Annotated in this window: 19 protein-coding genes; 16 read left to right on the top strand and 3 right to left on the bottom strand. The window is 44.1% G+C overall.

What is annotated here, in order from left to right; all coding sequences use genetic code 11:
- Positions 1–6 precede the first annotated feature (6 nt).
- Positions 7–1383, top strand: coding sequence for a TrkH family potassium uptake protein (locus tag Q1X33_RS01695; protein ID WP_301969485.1), 1377 nt, complete (start codon positions 7–9; stop codon positions 1381–1383).
- A 43-nt stretch (positions 1384–1426) separates the two neighbouring features.
- On the opposite strand, the gene Q1X33_RS01690 is transcribed toward Q1X33_RS01695, so the two are convergent.
- Positions 1427–2083, bottom strand: a complete 657-nt coding sequence (locus tag Q1X33_RS01690) for a hypothetical protein (protein WP_301969484.1) — start codon at positions 2081–2083, stop codon at positions 1427–1429.
- A 308-nt stretch (positions 2084–2391) separates the two neighbouring features.
- Here Q1X33_RS01690 and Q1X33_RS01685 point away from each other — a divergent pair, with 308 nt between their 5' ends.
- The 9 genes from Q1X33_RS01685 to Q1X33_RS01645 all read left to right on the top strand — a co-directional run bounded on the left by Q1X33_RS01685 (position 2392) and on the right by Q1X33_RS01645 (position 13067).
- The gene (locus Q1X33_RS01685) at positions 2392–2763 is read left to right on the top strand and encodes a MarR family winged helix-turn-helix transcriptional regulator (protein ID WP_010747832.1); all 372 of its coding nucleotides are present in this window, start codon (positions 2392–2394) and stop codon (positions 2761–2763) included.
- 172 nt (positions 2764–2935) lie between these two features.
- Positions 2936–4048 carry an NADH-dependent flavin oxidoreductase gene (locus tag Q1X33_RS01680; RefSeq protein ID WP_301969483.1) on the top strand — a complete coding sequence of 371 codons (1113 nt, stop codon included), beginning with the start codon at positions 2936–2938 and terminating at the stop codon, positions 4046–4048.
- A gap of 213 nt (positions 4049–4261) precedes the next feature.
- On the top strand, positions 4262–5530 hold the full coding sequence (locus Q1X33_RS01675; protein ID WP_367652786.1) for an ABC transporter substrate-binding protein: 1269 nt from the start codon (positions 4262–4264) through the stop codon (positions 5528–5530).
- Positions 5531–5560: 30 nt separating this feature from the next.
- Positions 5561–6445 (top strand): carbohydrate ABC transporter permease, encoded by an 885-nt coding sequence (locus Q1X33_RS01670; protein WP_301969481.1) that lies wholly within the window; start codon positions 5561–5563, stop codon positions 6443–6445.
- Between the two features lie 21 nt (positions 6446–6466).
- Positions 6467–7282 carry a carbohydrate ABC transporter permease gene (locus Q1X33_RS01665; protein ID WP_301969480.1) on the top strand — a complete coding sequence of 272 codons (816 nt, stop codon included), beginning with the start codon at positions 6467–6469 and terminating at the stop codon, positions 7280–7282.
- Between the two features lie 241 nt (positions 7283–7523).
- Positions 7524–8570, top strand: a complete 1047-nt coding sequence (locus Q1X33_RS01660; RefSeq protein ID WP_367652784.1) for a hypothetical protein — start codon at positions 7524–7526, stop codon at positions 8568–8570.
- 227 nt (positions 8571–8797) lie between these two features.
- Positions 8798–9634: a BglG family transcription antiterminator LicT gene (gene licT / locus Q1X33_RS01655; protein WP_010747835.1), complete on the top strand. Its 837-nt coding sequence runs from the start codon at positions 8798–8800 to the stop codon at positions 9632–9634.
- Positions 9635–9750: 116 nt separating this feature from the next.
- A complete protein-coding gene (locus Q1X33_RS01650) occupies positions 9751–11622 on the top strand; it encodes a beta-glucoside-specific PTS transporter subunit IIABC (protein ID WP_121261847.1) in 1872 nt (623 codons plus the stop codon).
- 17 nt (positions 11623–11639) lie between these two features.
- A complete protein-coding gene (locus tag Q1X33_RS01645) occupies positions 11640–13067 on the top strand; it encodes a 6-phospho-beta-glucosidase (protein ID WP_121261845.1) in 1428 nt (475 codons plus the stop codon).
- Positions 13068–13173: 106 nt separating this feature from the next.
- Here the strand turns inward: Q1X33_RS01645 and Q1X33_RS01640 are convergent, their stop codons facing one another.
- Together Q1X33_RS01640 and Q1X33_RS01635 are read right to left on the bottom strand one after the other, a co-directional pair.
- Positions 13174–14877, bottom strand: a complete 1704-nt coding sequence (locus tag Q1X33_RS01640; RefSeq protein ID WP_086294911.1) for a sensor histidine kinase — start codon at positions 14875–14877, stop codon at positions 13174–13176.
- Positions 14874–16397: a response regulator gene (locus Q1X33_RS01635; RefSeq protein ID WP_086294912.1), complete on the bottom strand. Its 1524-nt coding sequence runs from the start codon at positions 16395–16397 to the stop codon at positions 14874–14876. Before Q1X33_RS01635 ends, Q1X33_RS01640 begins: the two co-directional genes overlap by 4 nt.
- A gap of 168 nt (positions 16398–16565) precedes the next feature.
- Here Q1X33_RS01635 and Q1X33_RS01630 point away from each other — a divergent pair, with 168 nt between their 5' ends.
- From Q1X33_RS01630 to Q1X33_RS01605, 6 genes are all read left to right on the top strand, one after another.
- Positions 16566–17855, top strand: coding sequence for an ABC transporter substrate-binding protein (locus tag Q1X33_RS01630; protein ID WP_005234924.1), 1290 nt, complete (start codon positions 16566–16568; stop codon positions 17853–17855).
- 61 nt (positions 17856–17916) lie between these two features.
- On the top strand, positions 17917–18792 hold the full coding sequence (locus Q1X33_RS01625) for a carbohydrate ABC transporter permease (RefSeq protein ID WP_005225588.1): 876 nt from the start codon (positions 17917–17919) through the stop codon (positions 18790–18792).
- Positions 18789–19610, top strand: coding sequence for a carbohydrate ABC transporter permease (locus Q1X33_RS01620; protein ID WP_142967148.1), 822 nt, complete (start codon positions 18789–18791; stop codon positions 19608–19610). The genes Q1X33_RS01625 and Q1X33_RS01620 overlap by 4 nt, the downstream gene beginning before the upstream one ends.
- 40 nt (positions 19611–19650) lie before the next feature.
- On the top strand, positions 19651–21843 hold the full coding sequence (locus Q1X33_RS01615; RefSeq protein ID WP_301969478.1) for an alpha-galactosidase: 2193 nt from the start codon (positions 19651–19653) through the stop codon (positions 21841–21843).
- 191 nt (positions 21844–22034) lie between these two features.
- Positions 22035–22313, top strand: coding sequence for a (4Fe-4S)-binding protein (locus Q1X33_RS01610; RefSeq protein ID WP_015509363.1), 279 nt, complete (start codon positions 22035–22037; stop codon positions 22311–22313).
- Positions 22301–22573, top strand: coding sequence for a GNAT family N-acetyltransferase (locus tag Q1X33_RS01605; protein WP_142967150.1), 273 nt, complete (start codon positions 22301–22303; stop codon positions 22571–22573). The genes Q1X33_RS01610 and Q1X33_RS01605 overlap by 13 nt, the downstream gene beginning before the upstream one ends.
- The last annotated feature ends 39 nt before the right edge of the window (positions 22574–22612 follow it).

Here is a 22612-nt window from a genome sequence, read left to right as displayed (position 1 = left end):
AAGGAAATGAAAATGAAAAAAAGAAATCGTTTGAAAAAAAAGCTGGCATCGCAACGCTTTTTGATTCCGCAGATCGTCACTCTGGTCTTCGTTTTGCTGATATTGGCAGGAACTGGCTTGCTGATGCTGCCGGCTGTCACCCAAAGTGGTGAAGGCACCAACTTTTTAGATGCGCTGTTTACTGCCACATCGGCTGTTTGCGTGACGGGTCTTTCGACCTTGACAGTAGCTGATCATTACAACCTGTGGGGCCAAGGGATCTTGCTGATGCTGATTGAGATCGGTGGGATCGGCTTCATGTCGATTCCCGTCTTCTTTTACATCTTGGCGAGAAAAAGAGTCCATCTTAGTACTCGGATGATTTTGCGGGAATCATTGAATCTGGACCGAATGTCTGGAGAGATCCATTTGGCATGGTACCTGATTCGGATCGCCTTTTTGATCCAAGTCAGTGGGATCATCTTGCTGGCTTTTGCATTCGTGCCCCGTTTTGGTTGGGAGCGAGGCCTTTGGTACAGTGTTTTTCATGCGATCTCGGCCTTTTGTAATGCTGGGTTTGATTTGTTCGGCAACAGCATGGTAGGGTTTCAAAACGATCCATTTGTGCTGGGGGTCATCAGTTTCTTGATCATCGCCGGTGGTCTGGGTTTTCTCGTTTGGTTCGATATCCTGCATACGGCGTCCAAAAAACGGTCCCTGCATAGCCGCTTGGCATGGATCGCTATGATCGTTTTGGTGGTTTTTGGAACGGCAGGGTTCTTTTTGACCGAAGCCAATTCACAGTTGATCACGGGTGATTCGGTCATCGAACGTTTTTTCCAATACCTCTTCTTAGCGGTCACCCCAAGAACCGCGGGATTTTTCAGTATTGATTACGGACAAATGAGTCAAGCAGGCTTGATGCTGACGATGATTTTAATGTATATCGGTGGCACCTCTGGATCAACTGCTGGGGGATTGAAGACAACGACATTTGCGGTCTTGATCATCAAGATCCGCAGCTTATTGAAAGGGCGCAGTCGAGCGGAAGTTTTTGGTCGCACGATCAAAGAATCTGCTGTATCGCGTGCCTTTACGTTGTTCTTCCTTACCTTGACGTTATGCTTCGTAGCGATTTTCTTATTGTCGATCACTGAGAGTATGCCGCAAACCCCAAACTTTGGGTTGCCAACCATTGCCTTTGAAGTTTTTTCCGCTTTTGGAACGGTGGGATTGACCATGGGGTTGACGCCTTACTTGTCGGTTTTTGGCAAACTTTTGATTATTTTTTTGATGTTCATTGGTCGAGTCGGCATCATGACCGTTGCTTTTTCATTGATGAAAAAAGCCAACAAACAAGAAGCTGGCTACAAATATCCTGATGAAACCGTGATGATCGGGTAACGAAAAAGGGAAACGAAGCACGCTTCGTTTCCCTTTTTTTCGTTTATTGAAGTACTTCTAACATCACATCTCGTTGGTCATCGCTGACATTTCCCGCATAGTTCGGTGTGATCAAAGATAGACCACCCTCCTTATTTGTAAATAGGTACAGGTTGTGGCTAAAATCAGGATTTCCATTGGAAGTGATCCCTTTTGCAAAGGTCAACTGAGTGTTCACTTTTACGGTGCGAATCCCATTGTCATTTGCTGAAAAGATGCGAATCTCCTTTGTTGCGATCGTATCGACTTGTGCTTCATAGCTTGCGCTGTCGCCGATCGAAATGATCAATGGGCTCGTATTTTTGATCGTGACAGCATCTGGTACATTGACGCCATGGAAATAAAAAGTCAGTGAAGGGCCATATTGGGAAAGATCAACCGCATATGGAAACTCATTGGATACTGAGCTTGCTGTCGTTTGCGTTGCGTCAGAGTGGTCCGTCGATTGCTGGCTTGTGGTTGAAGTTTCTGAAGTAGAGGTTGACGCTAAGGAGCTGCTTTCAGTCGTTTGCATCGTCGTACTTTGCTTGCTTTCAGTAGAGACATGACTCTGGCTTAGCTCGCTGGTTGATTGCGCGGTATCTTTTTCGTTGTTACAGCCTGTCAAAAGCCCCACACTGACCAGCGTCAGTGTCCCAATCAAAGAAATTGTTTTTTTCATCGTTTGTTTCATCCTTTCCTTCAAATACTAAAACATCTAAAAAAAACAAATTATTGTGTGAAAATGCACAATTTTGCTGATATAGTGTTTAAATATTCTTTGGTGTTAAAGATATTGTAGTCCAGAACACTGAAAAAGAATAGGAAGATTTTGCTGAATTTTTCGTCAATTCTATCATAAAATATTCATTAACGCCCGCAGCAGCTGGTTAGTTTTGTATAATAAAGTGTTAGCCATTTCTGGCGACTTGCGTAACGCAGGGATCTAGATTAAAATACCTTGGTATAGAAGAATGGGTGGTGAAGAGGATGGAAAAAGAACGGATGGGGCAATGGTTAGCCTTTACGAATCAGCATCAAGCGATCGAAGCTCGTTTGGAGCAAGCCCTCAAAGCAGAAAGCAATCTGTCTTTGAATGAGTATTACGTGCTTTATTACTTAGAAAAGACCCCCAATCATAGCATGCGCCTCAATGATTTGATCGCCCATTTTGATCTGAGTCAAAGTGCGATGTCACGTATGATCATGCGCATGGAAGACAAGCTGTGCGGTGTGATCGAACGGCATTCTTGTCAAGATGATAAGCGGGGGATCTATATTGATTTGACCCAATCAGGGGAAAAGAAACTGCAGCGTTCAAAAGTCGTTTTTGAAAAAGTCTTGGAGGAAATGCTGGACTAATGATGTTTTTCACTTGTTTTCTCCTTGATTCTTTTGTAATATAGATGCATGTGCATGTATATTTTAATAAAGGGAAAAAAGATGCACCGATTTGCTTTAAGGATCTCCTTGAAAAACTAAGCCAGTCAGATCTACAAAGCGAAATGAATCCAATGGAAAAGGTGGGAAACCCATGCGAAATGTAACAGACAAAGCAACATTTAAGCGCGGATTGCAGTTGAAAAATCGAATCATTATGGCACCAATGACGACCAAGATGTCCTTCTTTGATGGGGTGATTACGAAAGATGAGTTGGCTTACTATGGCTTACGCTCTGGGGAAGTCGGAGCAGTCATCACAGCGGCAGCCAATGTCCAAGAAGATGGCAAGGGCTGGGAAGGGGAATTAGGCGCTTACGACGATGCCTTTTTACCTGGATTAAGTAAATTGGCCAGCACCATCAAAACCAATGGGACCAAAGCTATTTTACAGATTTTTCATGCCGGTCGGATGACGGATGACTCGGTCCTACGAGGAACACAACCGATTTCTGCTAGCGCAGTTGCTGCCGAACGACCAAATGCCCAGGTTCCCCGAGAAGTCACAGTAGATGAGATTTTAACGATTATTGAAAACTTTAAAAAAGCTACCGAACGGGCGATCAAGGCGGGGTTTGATGGCGTAGAACTCCACGGAGCCAATACGTATTTGATCCAACAATTCTTTTCTCCGCACTCAAATCGTCGATCCGATGAATGGGGTGGCTCACTTGAGAACCGTTATCGTTTTATTGAGAAGCTCGTCGATGAAGTATTGGAAACAGTGGACCAATCAGGTGTGAAGGAGTTTATCGTCGGTTATCGGTTTTCACCGGAAGAATTCGAAGAACCAGGGATTCGCTTTGAAGATACGTTGTTCTTAGTGGACCAACTGGCAGAAAAAGGATTAGACTATCTGCACATCTCCCTTGCGGATTATACCCGCAAATCGATTTCAAAAGCGTACCAAGAAAAATCGATGTTGGCGTATGTCTATGAAAAAATCGCTCAGCGGGTTCCTTTGATTGGTGTAGGGGATGTCCGAACATCGAAAGATGCCGCGGGCTTGCTAGAACATGCAGACTTTGTAGCAGTGGGCCGGGCATTGTTGATCGATCCTCATTGGGGACAAAAAGTCTTAGACGGTCAAGATGAGTTGATCCGCACCACGGTTTCTACTTACGAACGTGAGGAACTCGAATTACAAAACGGCGTTTGGGGTTTTATGGAAAACATGATGCCAGATCGCCTAAATGAAGAAAAATAAGCAGACAACCACCTTTGCCTTGGGCGAAGGTGGTTTTTTGGTAAAACGAGAGGAACGATCCAATTATTTTCAATTATGACAATCATTCTTTATAATTGGTGTAATGGTAAGCGCTTACTTTATTTTTTGCTATCGGGGGATGAGGAGAGAATCATATTGGAGGGAGAAAAATGAAAAAAAAGTAGCTTGTTCTTGCTAGTAATTGTCACAGGGGTGTTGTTCGCTGGTTGTGGAGGAAATCAAGAAACAGCAGATTCACAAGATTTTGCCAGTACAGATGAGAATACGCTAACTGTTTGGGCTTGGGACACAAATTTTAATATTCCAATTATGGAAAAAGCCGGGGAATATTACAATGCGGACAATGACGCAATCGACCTTAATGTCGTCGAGATGTCCAACGAGGATACCAAGCAAAGAATGGTTTCATCCTTTACTTCAGGGGTCTCCGAAGGTTTGCCTGACATCGTTTTGATGGATGACTATGACGTGCAGAACTATTTGCTGAACTACGAAGGAAAATTTGCAGAATTATCGGAAGACATTGACTTTGACCAATTTGCTCCTTACAAAGTAACGAATGCGACCCATCAAGAAGGCGTTTATGCGGTTCCCTTTGATTCAGGTTCTGCTGGACTCTACTACCGCAAAGATTATTTAAGTGAAGCGGGGATCGATGAAAGTGAACTCACCAATCTAACCTGGTCCAAATTTGTGGAGATTGGTGAGACAGTCAAAGAAAAAACGGGGAAATGGTTCGTCGCGTTTATTCCAAATCGCGGCACTCATTATATCCAGATGGCGATGCAGTCAGCCGGATTATGGTATTTTGATGAAGACGGAAACATATTCTTGAAAGACAATCCTGCTATTCGTGAAATGCTGCCGATCCTGAAGACGATCGAAGAAAAAGAGTTGGCAAAACCAGTAGATTATTTTGCGCCAGAAGGGATCGGTGCAGTGACGAGTGGAGAAGTGGCAGCAGTCAATTCAGCCATCTGGTTTTCAGCGACGATCCGCTCCGCAGAAGATCAAAAAGGAAAATGGGGCTATACGAATCTTCCTCAATTAGAGACAGTGTCTGGAGCGACACCTTACTCGAACTTGGGTGGTTCTAGCTGGTTGGTGCTCAATGACTCACCAAATAAAGCGTTGGCCATTGATTTTCTCAAACAAGAATTTGCTGGGAACGATGAATTCTACCAAGAGATTTTAGTAGAAAATGGAGCAGTGGGGACTTACCTACCCTCACAAGAAGGAGAAGCTTATCAATATGAAGATCCTTTCTTTAATGACGCCCCAATCTATAAAGATTTCTCTAGTTGGATGGCGGACATCCCCGCCGTTGATTACGGGGTAAATACCCAAGCGGCAGTGGATGCCTTGCGTGGGGGAATGCAAAGCTATTTTGATGGTGCCATGTCCTTAGAGGATATGTTGACGGAAGCAGAAAACACCTACAAGATGCAAGTCGGCGAATAGCCGACTTGTGTTGCTTAAGGAGTGATGAATATGCAAAATACGATCAGAAAAAAGCGCCCCAAAAACCAACAAGTCTGGGGATTTATTGGCCTTTCTTTAATATTCAGTAGTGTCTTTTTGCTGTATCCCATCGTTTATTCCTTATACCTTTCCCTGCATCGGATGCAGGGACTGCAATCGGTTTTTGTCGGCTTCGGCAATTACCTGCGCATGCTGCAGGATACGATTTTTCAAAAAGCTTTACTCAATAATTTTATCTTTCTGATCTTTCAAGTACCAATCATGGTGTTGTTGGGTCTTCTGCTAGCGTTTGTTTTGAACACGCCGAAGCTTGTAGGACGCTCCTTCTTTAAATTGGCGTTGTTTCTACCCTGTGTCACCTCGCTGGTTTCCTATGCAGTTTTATTTAAAATGATGTTTCAAATTGGTGGGATCGTTAATCAAGGGCTGCTGAACATTGGCTTGATCACGCAACCGCTAGATTGGCTAAATAATCCGTTTTTAGCAAAACTGACCGTTATTATTGCCCTGTGCTGGCGTTGGACAGGCTATAACATGATTTTTTATTTCGCAGGATTGCAAAATATCTCTGATGACACCTTAGAAGCTGCTGCGATCGATGGGGCGAATGGGTTTCAAAAGTTCTTTTTCGTAGTGATCCCGCAGCTGAAGCCGGTGATCGTTTTCACAACCATCACCTCCACCATTGGGACGATCCAGCTCTTTGATGAAGTGGTTAATCTAACAGGTGGTGGCCCCTCCAATGAGACGTTGACTGTCGCTCAACTGATCTATAATCACTCCTTTGTCTATACGTCAAATTTTGGGTATTCGGCTACGCTGTCGTGGGTCTTAGTGATCATCATCGCTCTTTTATCTGTGATCCAGTTGAAACTCGCGAAAACGAATCAATAAAAGCGATAGAAAGGAGCAGCTATGAAAGTTACTTTAAGTGGATGCATAAAATATGGATTTTTACTGATCGTCTCGTTTTTTTCGATTTTTCCGTTTTACTGGATGATGGTGGGCTCTACCAATACCGCTAATCAAGTTGCCGAAGGGAAGCTGACTTTTGGGAATCAGCTAGTAAACAATTTTCAGGTGCTGTTCAGCAATTACGACATCCCATTGATCATGTGGAATTCCATCAAGATTTCATTGATCACCGTCCTCGTCAGTCTACTGGTCACTTCTTTGGCTGCCTTTGGATTTGAGAAGTTTCGAACGCGGGCGAGTGAAGGGATTTATGCGGTTTTTCTGTTATGTATGATGGTGCCGCTGGCAACTTTGTTGATCCCTTTGTTTAAGATGATGGCAGGAATGCAGCTAGTCAATCAGCACGTGGCGGTCATTTTGCCATTGGTCAATAACCTGTTTCTGATTTTCTTTTTTCGCCAGAACTTCAAGTCTTTCCCTGACGGTATTTTAGATGCGAGTCGCATCGAGAGGGCAACAGAGTACACGATATTTTTCCGAATCGTTTTTCCTATGATGCGCTCGACATATGCTGCCGCTGCCATCTACGCCTTTATGAACGCATGGAACAGTTATTTGCTACCCTTGGTCTTTTTGCAAACGGAAAGTCGTCAAACCATGACATTGCTGATTTCGAATTTATCGTCAGCCAGTTACGTACCAAATTATGGCGTTCAAATGCTGGCGATCGTGATTGCAACGATCCCAACGTTGGTATTGTTTTTGTTTATGCAAAAAGGTTTTGTGAAAGGCATGACCGGTTCTTTGAAACTATAAGTAGCAATAACCAGCTTTGCTACTTTTCCATAAGGTTGGGGAAGGCTTGACGTAGGGGGGGAAATAGCTTTCCCCAGATAAAAAACAATTGCCTTGAGAGGCATTATTTTAATAAATAGTCAAACAATTCAGAATCATTCATTTTTCTTACAAAAAGATAGCGCAAGTCGAGTTGATTGATAAAAAAACAATCAGTTGTTAGACTTAATTCAGGTTAAAAAAACAAAAAGGGGATGTAATGATGAAAAGAGGATTTAGAAATTATTTAGGTTCAGATGAGCGGGAGGCAGGCTATAATTTGTCTTGGGGGTCTATCTTTGCAGGGGTCGTAACATTTATCGCATTGTTCATGACACTGTCAATGATTGGCTCAGCAATCGGTTTTGGTATGGTGGAACCAACCTCTAATAACCCATTAGATGGTGTTGGGACAGGATTATTGATTTGGACAGTGATTACCTTCGTCTTGGCATTGTTCGGTGCTGGTTTTGTTTCTGGTGTTGCTGCTCGACGTGTCGGATTGGTTCATGGTTTCTTAACATGGGCAACAAGTATGATCGTGATGATGGTTATGCTCTCTTACTTAACGATCGGTGCTTTTTCTGTAGTCGGTTCACTTTTAGGAAACGTTGCTTCTGCTGTCGGCAGTGGTGTTGAAACAGTGGCCTCTGGTGCTGGCGATGTCGCTTCAAAAGCCTTCGATGAAATAACAGGAAACATGGAAGACGTCAATACAGATGAATTACAAGCGAACGTCAATGATGTTTTACAAGATACCGATGTTCCTGAATTGCAACCAGACTATTTGCAAAATCAATTGTCTGATGCGACAAACGACATCAAAGATGCCGGCAAAGACATTGCAACCAATCCAAATGATGCTGATAAAATCATTGATGATTTAGCAAGCAAATTACAAGATCGTGCTACAACGATCGGTGATTCAGTGGATGAAGAAGCAATTTCAAATGCGGTCGTTCAAAATACTGATTTAAGCCAACAAGAAGCGGAAGAAGCAACGAACAATATCGTGAACGGCTTACAAGATGCTTCTGATGAAGCGCAAAAACAAATCGAAAATGCACAACAAAATCTTGAACAAGCCAAACAAGACATTGACCAAGCAGTGGAAGACGCTCGTCAAAAAGCGGAAGAAGCAAGTGATGCAACAGCCAAAGCGTCCATTTGGGGCTTTGTGGCAATGGTCTTAGGACTCGTTCTTACGTCAATTGGTGGTATGGTGGGTGCAAACTTAGTCAAAACTGCTGACCACGAAAATCGTATCTAATTCACCTGTCACAAAGAGAGTTAGTGATCCATAAACCATTGAACAGCGTTCTGCCAAAGACTCAAATGGCAGCAGCGCTGTTTTCTGCTTTTAAACAAGCGGTTAAAAATCCCCATTGACGAGTGATTTTTCTCATGCTACACTGGCTCTGAGGATTGTTACCGCTTTAGGCGGGCTATACCTATTTTTTTGTGTGAAGAAATCTAAAGAAGAATAGGGTCGTTAAAATGAACGTAACAAAAGTGATCAATAACAACATTGTGATTTCTGAGAATGAGGAAAAACAAGAATTGGTCGTCATGGGCAAAGGCTTAGGCTTTAAGAAAAAGCCAGGCGATGTGATCGACGATACCAAGATTGAAAAAGTCTATCTCAGTACACAAGAGTGGAATGTCACAAAACTAACCCAATTACTTTCTTCTATCCCTATCGAACATATTCAAGCAGCGAATGAGATCATCAGTTTTGCAAAAGTTTCCCTTGGGAAAAAATTGAGCGAAAAATTGTTTCTGACGCTGACCGATCATATCAATTATGCTATCGAGCGCTATCAAAATGGCATGGAAATCAAAAATGCCTTGCTATGGGAAATCAAGCGGTTTTATAACCATGAATACCTCATTGGCAAAGAAGCGTTATCGATCATCAAAAATCGCTTGGCGATCGAGCTGCCAGAAGATGAAGCCGGCTTCATTGCATTGCACATCGTCAATGCGGAGTTGGATATGGCGCAGGTCAGTCAAGTATCGGAAATGGCGAAGATCATTCAGCATATCCTAAACATCGTTAAATATCATTTTTCAATGGAGCTTGATGAGTATTCATTGAACTACGAACGCTTTGTGACCCATTTGAAATTTTTTGTCCAGCGCTTATTCAGCGGAACAAAGCTCGATGATGCAGGAACCGGCAGTTTTATTTTTATGTTGAAAGACCGCTATATGAAGGAATATGCGTGTGCGCTGAAAATCAGCGACTACATCAACAAAGAATTCGGTAGACCGTTAGAAGAAGACGAATTGATCTATTTAACTATACACATCAAACGAATAACAAGTGCTTAGGATTGTTACTGGATTGGCAGGCTATACCTAAATGAACTCCCAAGGGGTTCGTTTAGGTATTTTTTTATGTTTTGACACACGAAAAGCAAACGAAGGACCAAAATAGGAGGAACGACATGAATTACAAAGAGTTAGCAAAAACGATCATCACCAATGTTGGTGGGGAAGAAAATATCCAAAGCTTGACCCATTGTGCGACCCGCTTGCGCTTCAACTTGAAAGATGACAGCAAACCACAAGAAAGCACTTTAAAACACACACCAGGCATCATGGGTGTGGTCAACAAGGGCGGACAGTACCAAGTGATCATCGGCAGTGATGTTGGCAATGTCTACAACGAAATCACTGCCCAAACTAATTTGACTAGTGATCAAGAAACAGAAGAAGACGATCGGGGACGTGTAGCGAAAATTATCGATACGATCACTGGGATCTTCACCCCGATCTTGCCAGCCATCACGGCAGCTGGGATGTTAAAAGCGGTCCTTTCGTTGCTGGTGGTCTTCAATGTCTTGACGGCAGAAAGTCAAAGTTACCAAATTCTAAACTTTATGGCAGATGCTGCGTTCTACTTCTTACCGATTCTACTGGCTGCTTCTTCTGCGCAAAAGTTCAAAGCCAACATGTATCTGGCGATGATGGTGGGTGGAATTTTACTGCATCCCAACTTCATCGGTATGGTGACAGCAGCCAATGAGTCAGGTGGCGGCATCCATTTGTTCGGTTTGCCGATTTCACCAGTCACCTATTCATCATCGGTGATCCCCATCATCTTAAGTGTTTGGTTCATGTCTTACGTTGAACCGATTGCTGATAAGGTCTCACCAAAAGCAATCAAATTCTTTAGCAAACCGTTGCTGACGATCTTCGTCGTAGGGACGGTAGCATTAGTTGCTTTAGGTCCTCTAGGCTATATGATCAGTGAAGCGATTTCCGCAGGGATCCAAGCCTTAGAAACGGTCAGCCCATGGATCGTTCCGTTATTAATCGGTGCCTTCACCCCATTGTTCGTGGCAACGGGTACCCACTATGGATTGGTTCCTATCGGTATCAACAACCGAATGACCACAGGTTATGATACAGTGATCTATCCTGGCATGCTGGCTTCAAACGTCAGTCAGGGAGCTGCAGCTATCGGCGTTGGTTTCAAATCCAAAGATTCTACGATCAAACAATTGGCATTTTCTGCAGGTCTGACAGGTCTATTCGGCATCACTGAACCAGCGTTGTATGGGGTCAACTTACGGTTTAAAACACCTTTGTATGCAGCAATGATCGGTGGCGGATTTGGGGGTCTGTTTATGGGAATCATGCGTGTCCGCAATTTCTCAGGCGGCTCACCAGGTCTATTGACTTTGCCAAGCTATATCGGCGATGACACCTTACGTCATTTGACCAATGCCTGTATCGGTGCGGCAATCAGTATCGTAGTCACATTTATTGCGACATTATTCTTATACAAAGACCCTGTCACAGAAGAAGCACCTGAAGCAACACCAGCAGACAAAGAGCAAGAACCAACCCATCAAATCAGCGGTGCAGAGATCAAAGCACCTTTAAAAGGGGAACTAAAAAGCCTGCAAGCAGTCAATGATGGCATGTTTTCAGAAGAAATTCTGGGACAAGGGGTAGCGATCGAGCCAACCGTCGGAGAAGTACTAGCACCAGTCAACGGGACTGTCACAGCAGTCTTTGATTCCAAGCATGCCATTGGCTTGACCAGTGAGGAAGGCATTGAGCTGCTGATTCACGTGGGGATCGATACAGTGCAATTGAATGGCGAAGGCTATGCCTATCAAGTAGAAAAAGGACAAAAAGTATCAGTTGGTGACCCATTGATTACGTTTGATATCGAGTTTATCAAAGAAAAAGGTTATCCAGTGATCACGCCGATCGTTATCACCAACAGTGCAGAAGTGGGCGACATTTTGACGGCAAACAGTGGTCCGATTACGTTTGGCGATCAAATCATCAAAGTGATCGGCTAAAAAAAGGAGAATAAGACATGGGATTTCCAGAAAACTTTTTATGGGGCGGCGCAACAGCCGCCAATCAATGTGAAGGCGGGTTTGATCAAGGGGGGCGTGGACTTGCCAATGTCGATGTGATTCCGACTGGCAAGGAGCGACGAGCAGTCATTACCGGCAAGCGTGAGATGCTTGCCTTTGAAGAAGGGTATTTCTATCCAGTAAAAGAAGCGATTGATATGTACCATCATTTCAAAGAAGATATCGCCTTATTTGCGGAGATGGGCTTTAAAACCTATCGTTTATCGATTGCTTGGTCAAGAATTTTTCCGAAGGGCGACGAAGAAACCCCTAATGAAGAAGGCTTGCGCTTTTATGAAGAACTGTTTTTAGAATGTCGCAAATACCAAATCGAACCTTTGGTGACGATCACGCATTTTGACTGTCCGATCCATCTGATCAAAGAATATGGCGGTTGGCGCAACCGTAAGATGATTGCCTTTTACGAAAACCTTTGTCGGGCGATCTTCACTCGCTACAAAGGATTGGTGAAGTACTGGCTGACCTTTAATGAAATCAATATGATCTTGCATGCCCCGTTTCTCGGTGCAGGGCTGACCTTTGCTGAGGGCGAAAATGAAGAACAAATCAAATATCAAGCTGCTCATCATGAGTTAGTCGCTAGTGCGTTGGCAACAAAAATCGCCCACGAGATCGATCCAGAAAACAAAGTAGGCTGTATGCTGGCAGCGGCTAGTTATTATCCTTACAGCTGCAATCCGAAAGATGTCTGGGAAAGCAAAAAAAGCGATCGCGGCAACTATTTCTTTATCGATGTGCAATCGCGAGGAGAATATCCAAATTATGGTTTGAAGATGCTAGCGGAAAAAGGAATCACTTTGGAACGAACCGCCGAAGATACGGCTTTATTAAAAGCCCATACCGTCGATTTTATTTCCTTTTCTTACTATGCCTCTCGGGTCGCTGCTTCAGAAGATTCCGGTGTTGAAAAAACGGAAGGCAACTTGTTCCCGACCATTAAAAATCCGTATTTAGAAGCGTCGGAATGGGGCTGGCAGATTGATCCGCTTGGTTTGCGGATCACGATGAATGATCTTTATGACCGTTACCAAAAACCACTTTTCATCGTCGAAAACGGTCTAGGAGCGGTGGATACACCAAACGAAGATGGAAAAATCAATGATGTGTATCGCATCGACTATCTACGTGCGCATATTGCAGCGATGAAAGAAGCCATTGATAAAGACGGTGTGGAACTGCTGGGGTATACTTCATGGGGCTGTATCGATTTGGTTTCAGCAGGAACCGGAGAAATGAAGAAACGCTATGGCTATATCTATGTCGATCGCGACAATGAAGGCAATGGCACATTAGCCCGCAGCAAGAAGCAATCTTTTTATTGGTACAAAAAAGTGATTGCCTCAAATGGAGAAGATTTGGCTTAAGCCAGTTAACCAACGATTATTTTTAAGGAAAGAAACGCCAACGGAACAGAACTGCTCTTGGAAGCTGTCTGGTTCTGTTGGCGCTTTTCTTATTTAATGAAAGAAATTACTCTGATTCCTCCCGCTGGATCGGCAGCAGCAAGCGAACGGTGGTTCCTTCGTTGATGCGTGATTCTACAGTCAATCCGTATTTTTCCCCATAGAGCAGCTTGATACGCTGATCAATATTGTCTAAACCAATACCCGAATAGTGTTCAAAGTGGTTGGCGGTGCTGGTTGGGTGCTCTTCATTGAACCCGATGCCCGTATCGATGATCTCAATTTTCAGGCCTTCCTTACTGACGCGAGAAAAAATCTGGATCAATCCTGAATCCTCTTCGGGAAAGGCATGCAGGTAGGCATTTTCGATAATCGGTTGCAAAATCATTTTCGGTACGAGAATATCTTCACAGCCATCTTCTGAAAAAATCGTCGATTGGATGCGATTGCCGTAACGTACGTTCATTAACACGAGGTATTCTTCCACGATCGCTAGCTCATCTTTTAAGGGGACGATCTCTTTGCGGTTAAAGGTGTGCCGCAACAATTGGACAAAGCTTTCAATCGCTTGGGTTGCGGCTTCTTGTTCGTTTTGCCAGATCAAAAACTTAATGGCAGTCAATGTGTTGTAGACAAAATGCGGTTGGATCTGCATTTGCAACGAGCGGATCTCGAACTTGCGTTTTTCGGCTTCTGTAACCATTAAATGATCGACATAAGATTCTAAGTCCTCTAGCATCAAGTTATAGGCACGCCCCAATTCTCGCGTTTCGTACGTCCCGTTGATGGTGACCTTGTCGCTGAAATCGCCTTGTGTGACCGCCGGCAGCTTGGCAATCAGCTGATAAATCGGTTGGGTGATATTGCGGATGATCCAAAATGCCAGCAGACTAAAGAGTAAAATACTGACGACAGAAATCAAAAGAGCTGGCTTGATCAGATTCATATTGCGTACTAGATGCGATTCATCCAAAACATCGTAAAAAGTAAAATGATACGAATAAAGGGGCAGCTGATTGATGCTAGTATCTCTTTTGACCGTGACGAGACGATCTTCAAACGGCTTGCCTAAAAGGCTCGGATCAGAAGTAGAAAGAATTTGATTTTGTTCATTGACGATATAGATCGAGTGGAGACTGGTATCTAAGAGTTGACGATAGATCGAAGAAAAATCGGATTCTTTTAAGAAAATCAGGGCATAGCCGAAAATCGTTTCTTCTTTCATTAATTTGCGCACGTACATCAAGCCAGGGGAGTCGCTGGTGGAGGTGCTCAAGCCTTGGTCCAAGAAATAATACTGACTGATGGCGTCATTGTCATTGATCTGCTGGATAAAGGCACTGGCGAGAAAATCATCTACTGATTGATTGCGAACCGCATCGTTTTGAAAGAAAGTGCCCCCGTTGACCCCAATCAACACTAAATTCGAGGGGATGTCTTGAAACAAAGAGCGAGTGTCTTTTAATTGCTCGTTTAATTCTAAAATCGTACGGCCTTGATTCATGTCGCCTTCTAAGTATGTTTCAACGGCTTTGCTTTCATCGACGATATCAAAAATCCGATGGATATTCTCGTTCAGACGCTCATAATCTTCTTGGATTTTTTCCAGTAGCAGCTGATTGGAACTCTGGTACGAAGCAACATAGGCATCTTTCGAGCGACCATAGATTACGACGACGGTTAGCAGACAAACACTAATGACCCCGACGACAACAAAGAGGAAGATCCGACTGAATAATTCATTTTTCTGAATCCATTGGTTGATTTTCATAATTGATTCAACCGCCGATACTTCGATGGGGTGACTTGGCATTCTTTCTTAAAGATGCGAGAAAAATAGCTGATATCCGAATACCCGACCGCTTCACTGATTTCAGATAGATTCAGATCAGATTGTGTCAGTAGTTCTTTGGCTTTATCCAAGCGGGTTTTCTTTACATACTCAGAAAAGCTCATTTTCAGTTTCGCAGAAAGAAAAGCCGAAAGATAGGTGTAACTAAAATGAAAGGTTTCAGCTAGTTCAGACAAAGACAGACTTTTGGTGTAGTTGTCTTGAATAAAGCGCTGAATCGCAACGAGTAGATCATCTTCATCCAGCGGTGATAAGGTCGTCAACTGTTGACGAATATCATCAATGGTCGCCAACAACAAATCAGAAAAATCTTCCAAATACTGCACGTGACCGATGGCATGCAAAAATTCGGCTTTTAAGCGGCTAAAGCGTGGCGCAGTGGGAAATTCTTCTTCCAAGCGGGACAGTAACGTGTAAAAAATACTGCTGGCCTGCTGTTTTAAGAATGTCGGATCGACATTGGATAAGATCATGTCATTAAAATATTCCTCGATTCTGGTGATTCCTAACAAAAAGTTGTTGTCTAACAAAGCCCGTAAGAACTTCTTCGTATCAAAGCGATCACTTTCAATGTACAAAAAGAGTTCTTGTTCTGGCACCAGCCGTTGTCGTTTATAAAAAAACGATTGTCCTTGGCTTTTGGCTTTAAGCGTCACAAAATGGTCCCGCAACTGTTCAATCTTTTGAAAGGGCACACTGAGAGTAAAGAAGGCGTCTGGCTCGGTAAAACGCAATTGTTCCAACGTTTCTTTCAAAGAAGAATAAACATCCGTTCCTTCGGGATAACTAATCACTAAGCCGGCATCTTTGTTACTGGTTTGAAAAAAGAGCGTCTTTACTTGCGGTTGTGATTGAGTAAATTCCGTTAATGCGTGCAGCAGCTGATCATTGGCACGAAAGCCGCTAAAATTGGTGGTCAAAATTTGGGCTTGCTGTTGCGACTGATCTAATGCAAGGTAGTCCGCCAAAGGAGCCAACGGTTCTTCATACCCTGCTAAATAGCGATTCAACGATTCTTGCAGCTGCGTCTCCTCAGTCACGGAGCCTTTTGTATGTGACAGCTTTTGTGAGATGTTGTGCAGTGTCTTCAACAAGAGTATCGGTGTCAGTGTCGGTTTTAAAAGATAATCTACGGCACCATTTCTAAAAGACTGACTGACGTATTGGAAATCATCGTAGCTGCTCAAGACCAAAAAATGGACTTCTGGATATTGTTGTTGAATGATCGTTGTGAGTTGAAGACCGTCCATTTGTGGCATTTTCAAATCTGTGATCACGATGTCGGGATTCAGTTCATGGATCAGCGCCAATGCTTCTTGCCCGTTCGCTGCATCGCCTAAGAGACGGAACCCTTCTTGCTCCCAACGTATCATATGTTTCAATCCATCTCGGATCGTTGCCTCATCATCAACGACTAAGACCGTGCGTAAAATAGTCATGGTATCCCCCCTATATCTCTTCTTTATTATAAACGCTTTCAAAAAAGAAAGGTATTGTAACTTTTTTCTATTTTTGGACAAATTTAGTAAGCTCTTTCATAATCGTTGAATACGGTTACAAAGTCAGTGTATAGTTAGCCATGTAAATAAAAGGAAAGAGGGATAAAAATGAAAAAACTACTTGCATCGATGGTAACGGCGGCTGCAGTGCTGACTTTGGCGGCTTGCGGAAACAGCAACACAAGCTCTGGGGATTCTGGCGAGTCCTCAAACAAAGTCACGGTCTGGGCATGGGATGAGACCTTCAACATCAAGGCAGTCAATGAAGCCAAAAAAGTATATGAAAATCAAGATGTCGATGTGGAAGTCGTGACGATGTCGCAAGATGATATCGTCCAAAAATTAAATACGAGTCTGGCATCTGGAAATACGGACGGACTACCAAATATCGTTTTGATCGAAGACTACCGCATCCAAGGATACCTTTCTTCTTATCCAGATGCGTTTAGTGATCTAACGGATATCGTGAATGAGGAGGATTTCTCCAGCTATAAATTTGCGGTCAATAAAGTCGACGATGTCATTTATGGGGTGCCATTTGACAGTGGCGTTGCAGGACTATTTTACCGCACAGACTATTTAACCGATGCAGGCTATGAGCAGGCTGATCTCCAAGATATTACTTGGGATGATTTTATCAGCATCGCCAAAGACGTCAAAGAAAAAACGGGTCACGCTATGATGTCGTTAGACCCAAGCGATCTTGGCTTGGCACGAATCATTATGCAATCGGCAGGCGAATGGTATACCGGTGAAGATGGCTCCACCGTAACCATCAAAGACAATGAATCCTTCAAAGCCGGTCTAACTGTCTTAGCAACATTGTTGAATGAAGGCTTAGTTGAACAAGTTTCTGATTGGGATGGCGGGGTCAATGCCGTTCAATCGGGGAATGTCGCTTCTGCGCCAACTGGTGCGTGGTATTCCAGCACGATTCAAGGCGCGGAAGACCAAAGCGGCAAATGGGCGATCGCTCCAATCCCATCTATCGCTGGCGACAGCAATTCAGTCAATGCTTCCAGCATCGGCGGAGCAGGCTGGTACGTGATCAAAGGGGTTGACGGCGAAGAAAATGCCAAAGACTTTTTAGCCAATACTTTTGCTTCAAACAAAGAATTGATGGGTACATTAGCTACCGAGATCGGTTTGGTTTCAACCATGAATGCTGCAGAAGAAACGGAAGAGTATACGTCGGGTCTTGATTTCTATGGCGGTCAAAAAGTCTTCCAAGATTTCTCTCAATGGTCACAAGAAATTCCAGCCGTGAACTACGGCAATCACACCTATGCCATTGAATCTGTCTTGACTGAAAGCTTGCAACGAGTGATCAACGGCGAAGACATCGATAAAGTATTAGAAGAAGCACAATCACAAGTGGAAGCACAAATTGCAAACTAATCGAACAACTTTGCAGAAACTCGTGAGCGATCGCGAGTTTCTGTGTTAAGGGGGAATTACAATGAAAAACAAAACAAAAAATTGGTTTGCAAACGGCAATGCCTTTATTACCTTACCCGTCATTTTGATCACGATGCTGGTCTTTATTCCGATGGTCTCGGCATTGTTCACGTCATTCCAATCAGGACCACCAACAGCGATGACCTTTAACGGTCTTGGCAACTATCAGCGGATGTTGAGCGACTCAACCTTTAAAAAAGCCTTTGGCAATACGTTTTTATACTTATTAGTCCAAGTTCCGATCATGCTCTTTTTGGCGCTGATCGTATCGAACATATTGAATGACAAAAAATTGAAATTTAAAGGGCTGTTCCGCACCGCCTTGTTTTTACCCTGTATCACATCCTTGGTTTCTTATTCCTTGATCATGAAAAGTCTCTTTTCGGCAAATGGGTTAGTCAATAACTTTTTGACACAGCTACACTTGATCGATGCACCGATCCAATGGTTGACAGATCCTTTTTGGGCAAAAGTACTGATCATTTTTGCCATCACGTGGCGTTGGACCGGCTACAATATGATCTTTTTCATCTCAGGCATGCAGAATATCGATCCAAGTATTTATGAAGCGGCAGAGATCGATGGCGCTTCAAAATGGGATCAGTTCTTCAAAATCACGATTCCCAACTTGCGTCCAATCATCCTATTTACCACGATCACCTCAACGATCGGTACGCTGCAATTATTCGATGAAGTTCAAAATATCACTGGCGGTGGACCAGCCAATGCTACGACGACCTTGTCGCAATATATCTACAATTTGAGTTACAAATTCACGCCAAACTTTGGGTACGCCGCTGCGGTCTCCTTTGTTATCGTGATTGCGATCGTGATCTTATCGATCATCCAAACGAAAATAGGAGGAAAAGAAAATTGAAAACAATCTCACTCACTTTAAAATACGTCTTTCTGGCGATTTTGGCTTTCATCTCTATTTTTCCATTTGTTTGGATGATTCTAGGGATGACCAATCAAACCTTTGATATCGTTGCTGGAAAAATCATGATTGGCGATCAATTGGTCATCAACTTCCAAAATCTCTTTTCTTCCGACTTGAATTTTACTCGGGCATTAGGCAATTCCGCAGTGATTGCCGTGATTACGACCGTCTTTGCGCTGTTGTTCTCCTCCATGGCAGGGTATGGCTTTGAGATCTATCGGACGAAAACCAAAGACCGCATCTTTAATATTCTACTGCTGTCGATGATGGTGCCTTTTGCCGCGCTAATGATCCCGCTCTATCGGATGTTCAGCAAGCTTAGCGGCACACCAATCGGGATCAATACCTTCGCTGTCGTGATTTTGCCCTCGATCTGTACCGCCTTTTTGATTTTCTTTTTCCGCCAAAACATCAAGGCATTCCCTAGAGAATTAGTCGAAGCTGCTCGGATCGATGGCTTGAATGAACTGAGTATTTTCTTTAGAGTCTACATGCCGACGGCTAAAAATACTTATGCAGCTGCCGCGATCATTACGTTTATGGGCAGCTGGAACAATTATTTGTGGCCATTAGTTGCCTTGCAATCACCAGACAAACGGACCGTTCCACTGGTTCTTTCGGCTATGGGTGCTTCTTATACACCTGATTATGGCATGATGATGTGCGGCATTGTGATCGCCACACTGCCAACGGCCATCATTTTCTTCGTTTTACAAAAACAATTTGTCCAAGGGATGCTGGGCTCCGTGAAATAATCGGGGCATCAGCGAACAATTATAAAGTAGAGGGTACGATATGATTCTTTTTGACAAACAACTAAACGTCTTTCATTTAAGCAACGATCAAATCAGCTATCTCTTACAGATAGAGGAAGGGGGCAATGTGGCGCACCTTTATTTTGGAAAAAAAATTTCCCATTATTCTGGTGGCTATCGCTACCCACGCCTTGATCGGTCCTTTTCACCTAATCCCCCAGACAGTAGCGATCGGCTTTTCTCATTAGACACCTTGATGCTGGAGTTTCCTGGTAATGGCTTCGGGGACTTTCGAGAAGCCGCCTATACGATTCGCCAGTCTGACGGCAGCCGAGTCAGCCATTTTGTCTTTAGTGATTACCAGATTCAACAAGGCAAACCAGCCTTAGCAGGATTGCCTCAGACCCATGGGGTCGACGACGGCATCGAAACACTGATTCTGTCCTTAAAAGATGATGTGGCGGGACTCGAACTGCAATTGTTTTACACGATTTTTGAGGAGGCGGCAGTGATCGTCCGCTCAAGTAAAATAATCAATCACGTAAACCAGCCTGTTACCATCGAACAGCTGGCGAGTCAAGCCCTGGATTTTCCTAACCGTCCCTTTGATTTGATCCACTTGCCAGGGGCGTGGGCGAAGGAACGCCAAGTGACCCGAGAACCCATCCATCGCGGCATCAAGCGTTTAGACAGCAAGCGGGGTTCCAGCAGCCATCAGCAAAATCCCTTTGCCGTCTTGCTGGAACCTAATGCTACGGAGTTTGCTGGGGAGTGTTATGGTTTTAGCTTGCTGTATAGCGGCAACCATGAAACCATCATCGAAAAAGATCCTTACCAACAAACCCGTGTGATCATGGGGATCAACAGCCATCAATTTGCCTGGCAATTGCCGCCAACTGAAAGCTTTCAAGCCCCAGAAGCCGTGATTGCTTATAGTGAGGCTGGCTTGAATCAGCTGTCAGCCACCTATCATGATTTTTATGATGAGCATTTGATTCGGGGCAAATACAAAAAGCAAGAACGGCCGATCCTGATCAATAACTGGGAAGCAACGTACTTTGATTTCAATGAAGAAAAACTGGATGCCCTTGTTGATGAAGCTAAGGAGCTGGGAATCGAACTGTTTGTTTTGGATGACGGCTGGTTTGGTCAGCGAGAAGATGACCAAACCTCATTAGGCGATTGGTTTGAAAACGAAGGCAAGCTAGCTTCTGGCTTGGCAGGATTTGCCCAAAAAGTCCATGACAAAGGGCTGCAATTCGGGCTTTGGCTGGAACCAGAAATGATTTCTGGTGACAGTGAACTAAACCGACAGCACCCCGATTGGCTGTTACAAGTACCCAATCGCAAGCCAGCACTTAGCCGCAGTCAGTATGTGTTGGACTTTTCTCGACAAGATGTCAGAGACCATCTCTATCACCAGTTAACCCAACTGTTTGATACGGTTGCCATCGACTATATCAAATGGGACATGAACCGCAGTCTGTCGGATGTCTATTCCTTGCTCCTCGATCCTGCCCAGCAAGGGGAGGTCGCGCACCGCTATCTGCTGGGCTTGTATGAGTTCCTAGAGAAACTGACCACTGCCTATCCGACGATCCTGTTTGAAGGTTGTTCTGGTGGCGGTGGGCGCTTTGATGCTGGCTTCTTGTATTATATGCCGCAGATTTGGACCAGCGACAACACCGATGCCATCGCCCGCCTGAAGATCCAATACGGAACCAGTCTGGTCTATCCGCCATCCACCATGGGTGCCCATGTCTCAGCAATCCCGAACCATCAGACCCAACGGGCAACGGATCTAGCGATTCGTGGCAATGCTGCAATGTCTGGCTTGCTGGGCTATGAGCTTGACTTGACACAGCTGACAAAAGAAGAAAAAGCGCAGATCAAAGAACAAATCGCTTTTTATAAAAAACATCGGCGCCTGCTGCAGTTGGGCCGCTTTGTTCGACTGCTCAGCCCTTATGAAGGCAATGACGCCGCCTGGCTGTATGTTTCTCCAGATAAAAAAGAAGCGATCGTCTTTTACTTCCGAGTCTTAGCCGAAGCCTCTGCACCATTGGTTACTTTAAAACTGGCGGGCTTAGATCCTGACCTTACCTATCAAAGTGGGGGAGAGACCTTCGGTGGCGATGAATTGATGCAGCTCGGGTTGTATATCGATCCTCATTTAGCAGGGGATTACGCCACGCAGCGGTTTCATTTTGTTGCAAAAGCGCCTCACGAATGAAAATCAGCGTCCCGTCAAAGCAACATGCTTTGACGGGACGCTTTATTGTGCTGCCGCAAGCATTTGGCTAATGATCGGCAACTGAGAGGTTATTTTTGAACAAATGATTTATTTTTTTCTCGAGAAGTCGTATGATGAAGGAGGAGGCAGGCAGTTTGCTTCTGACAATCAATAAGAGGAGGGTGTTCAACATGGACGAACAGCCACTAGGCAAGGAAACAGAAGCAGGGTTGATCGCTGCAGGATATCGGAAGTATCGTGGCGAAGCGATCGATATTTATTACAACAAAGAAATCTGCACTCACAGCGGCAATTGTGTGCGGGGCAATCCCGCTATTTTTGAAGTTGGACGGCGCCCATGGGTGATTCCTGATAACGGGGAAGCAGCGCAAGCGGCACAAGTGATCCACACTTGCCCCAGCGGTGCATTAAAGTACATATTAAAGGAGGAAGAACCATGGAAATCTTAGAAGAAAACACTCGATTTGTGTTAAAAGACGGCGACAAAGAAATTGGTGAAATGACGTGGTCGGAAGCGGGCGAAACGCGCTTGATCATTGACCATACCTTTGTCGATCCCGCTTATCGGGGCCAAGGTCTGGCCGAAAAATTAGTGGCAAAAGGGGTGGAAAAAGCCCGCAAAGAACAAAAGAAAATCATTCCTTTGTGTCCTTTTGCCAAAAAAGAATTTGAACACAAACCAGAATATGCCGATGTTTGGAACCAATAAATAAAAAAGACCCCCGTCAGCTCAAGCAGGTACCTTTGA

The sequence above is a fragment of the Enterococcus sp. B2E4 genome (genome assembly GCF_030499455.1).
Classification (GTDB): domain Bacteria; phylum Bacillota; class Bacilli; order Lactobacillales; family Enterococcaceae; genus Enterococcus_D; species Enterococcus_D casseliflavus.
This window is presented reverse-complemented; position numbering and strand designations above follow the sequence as displayed.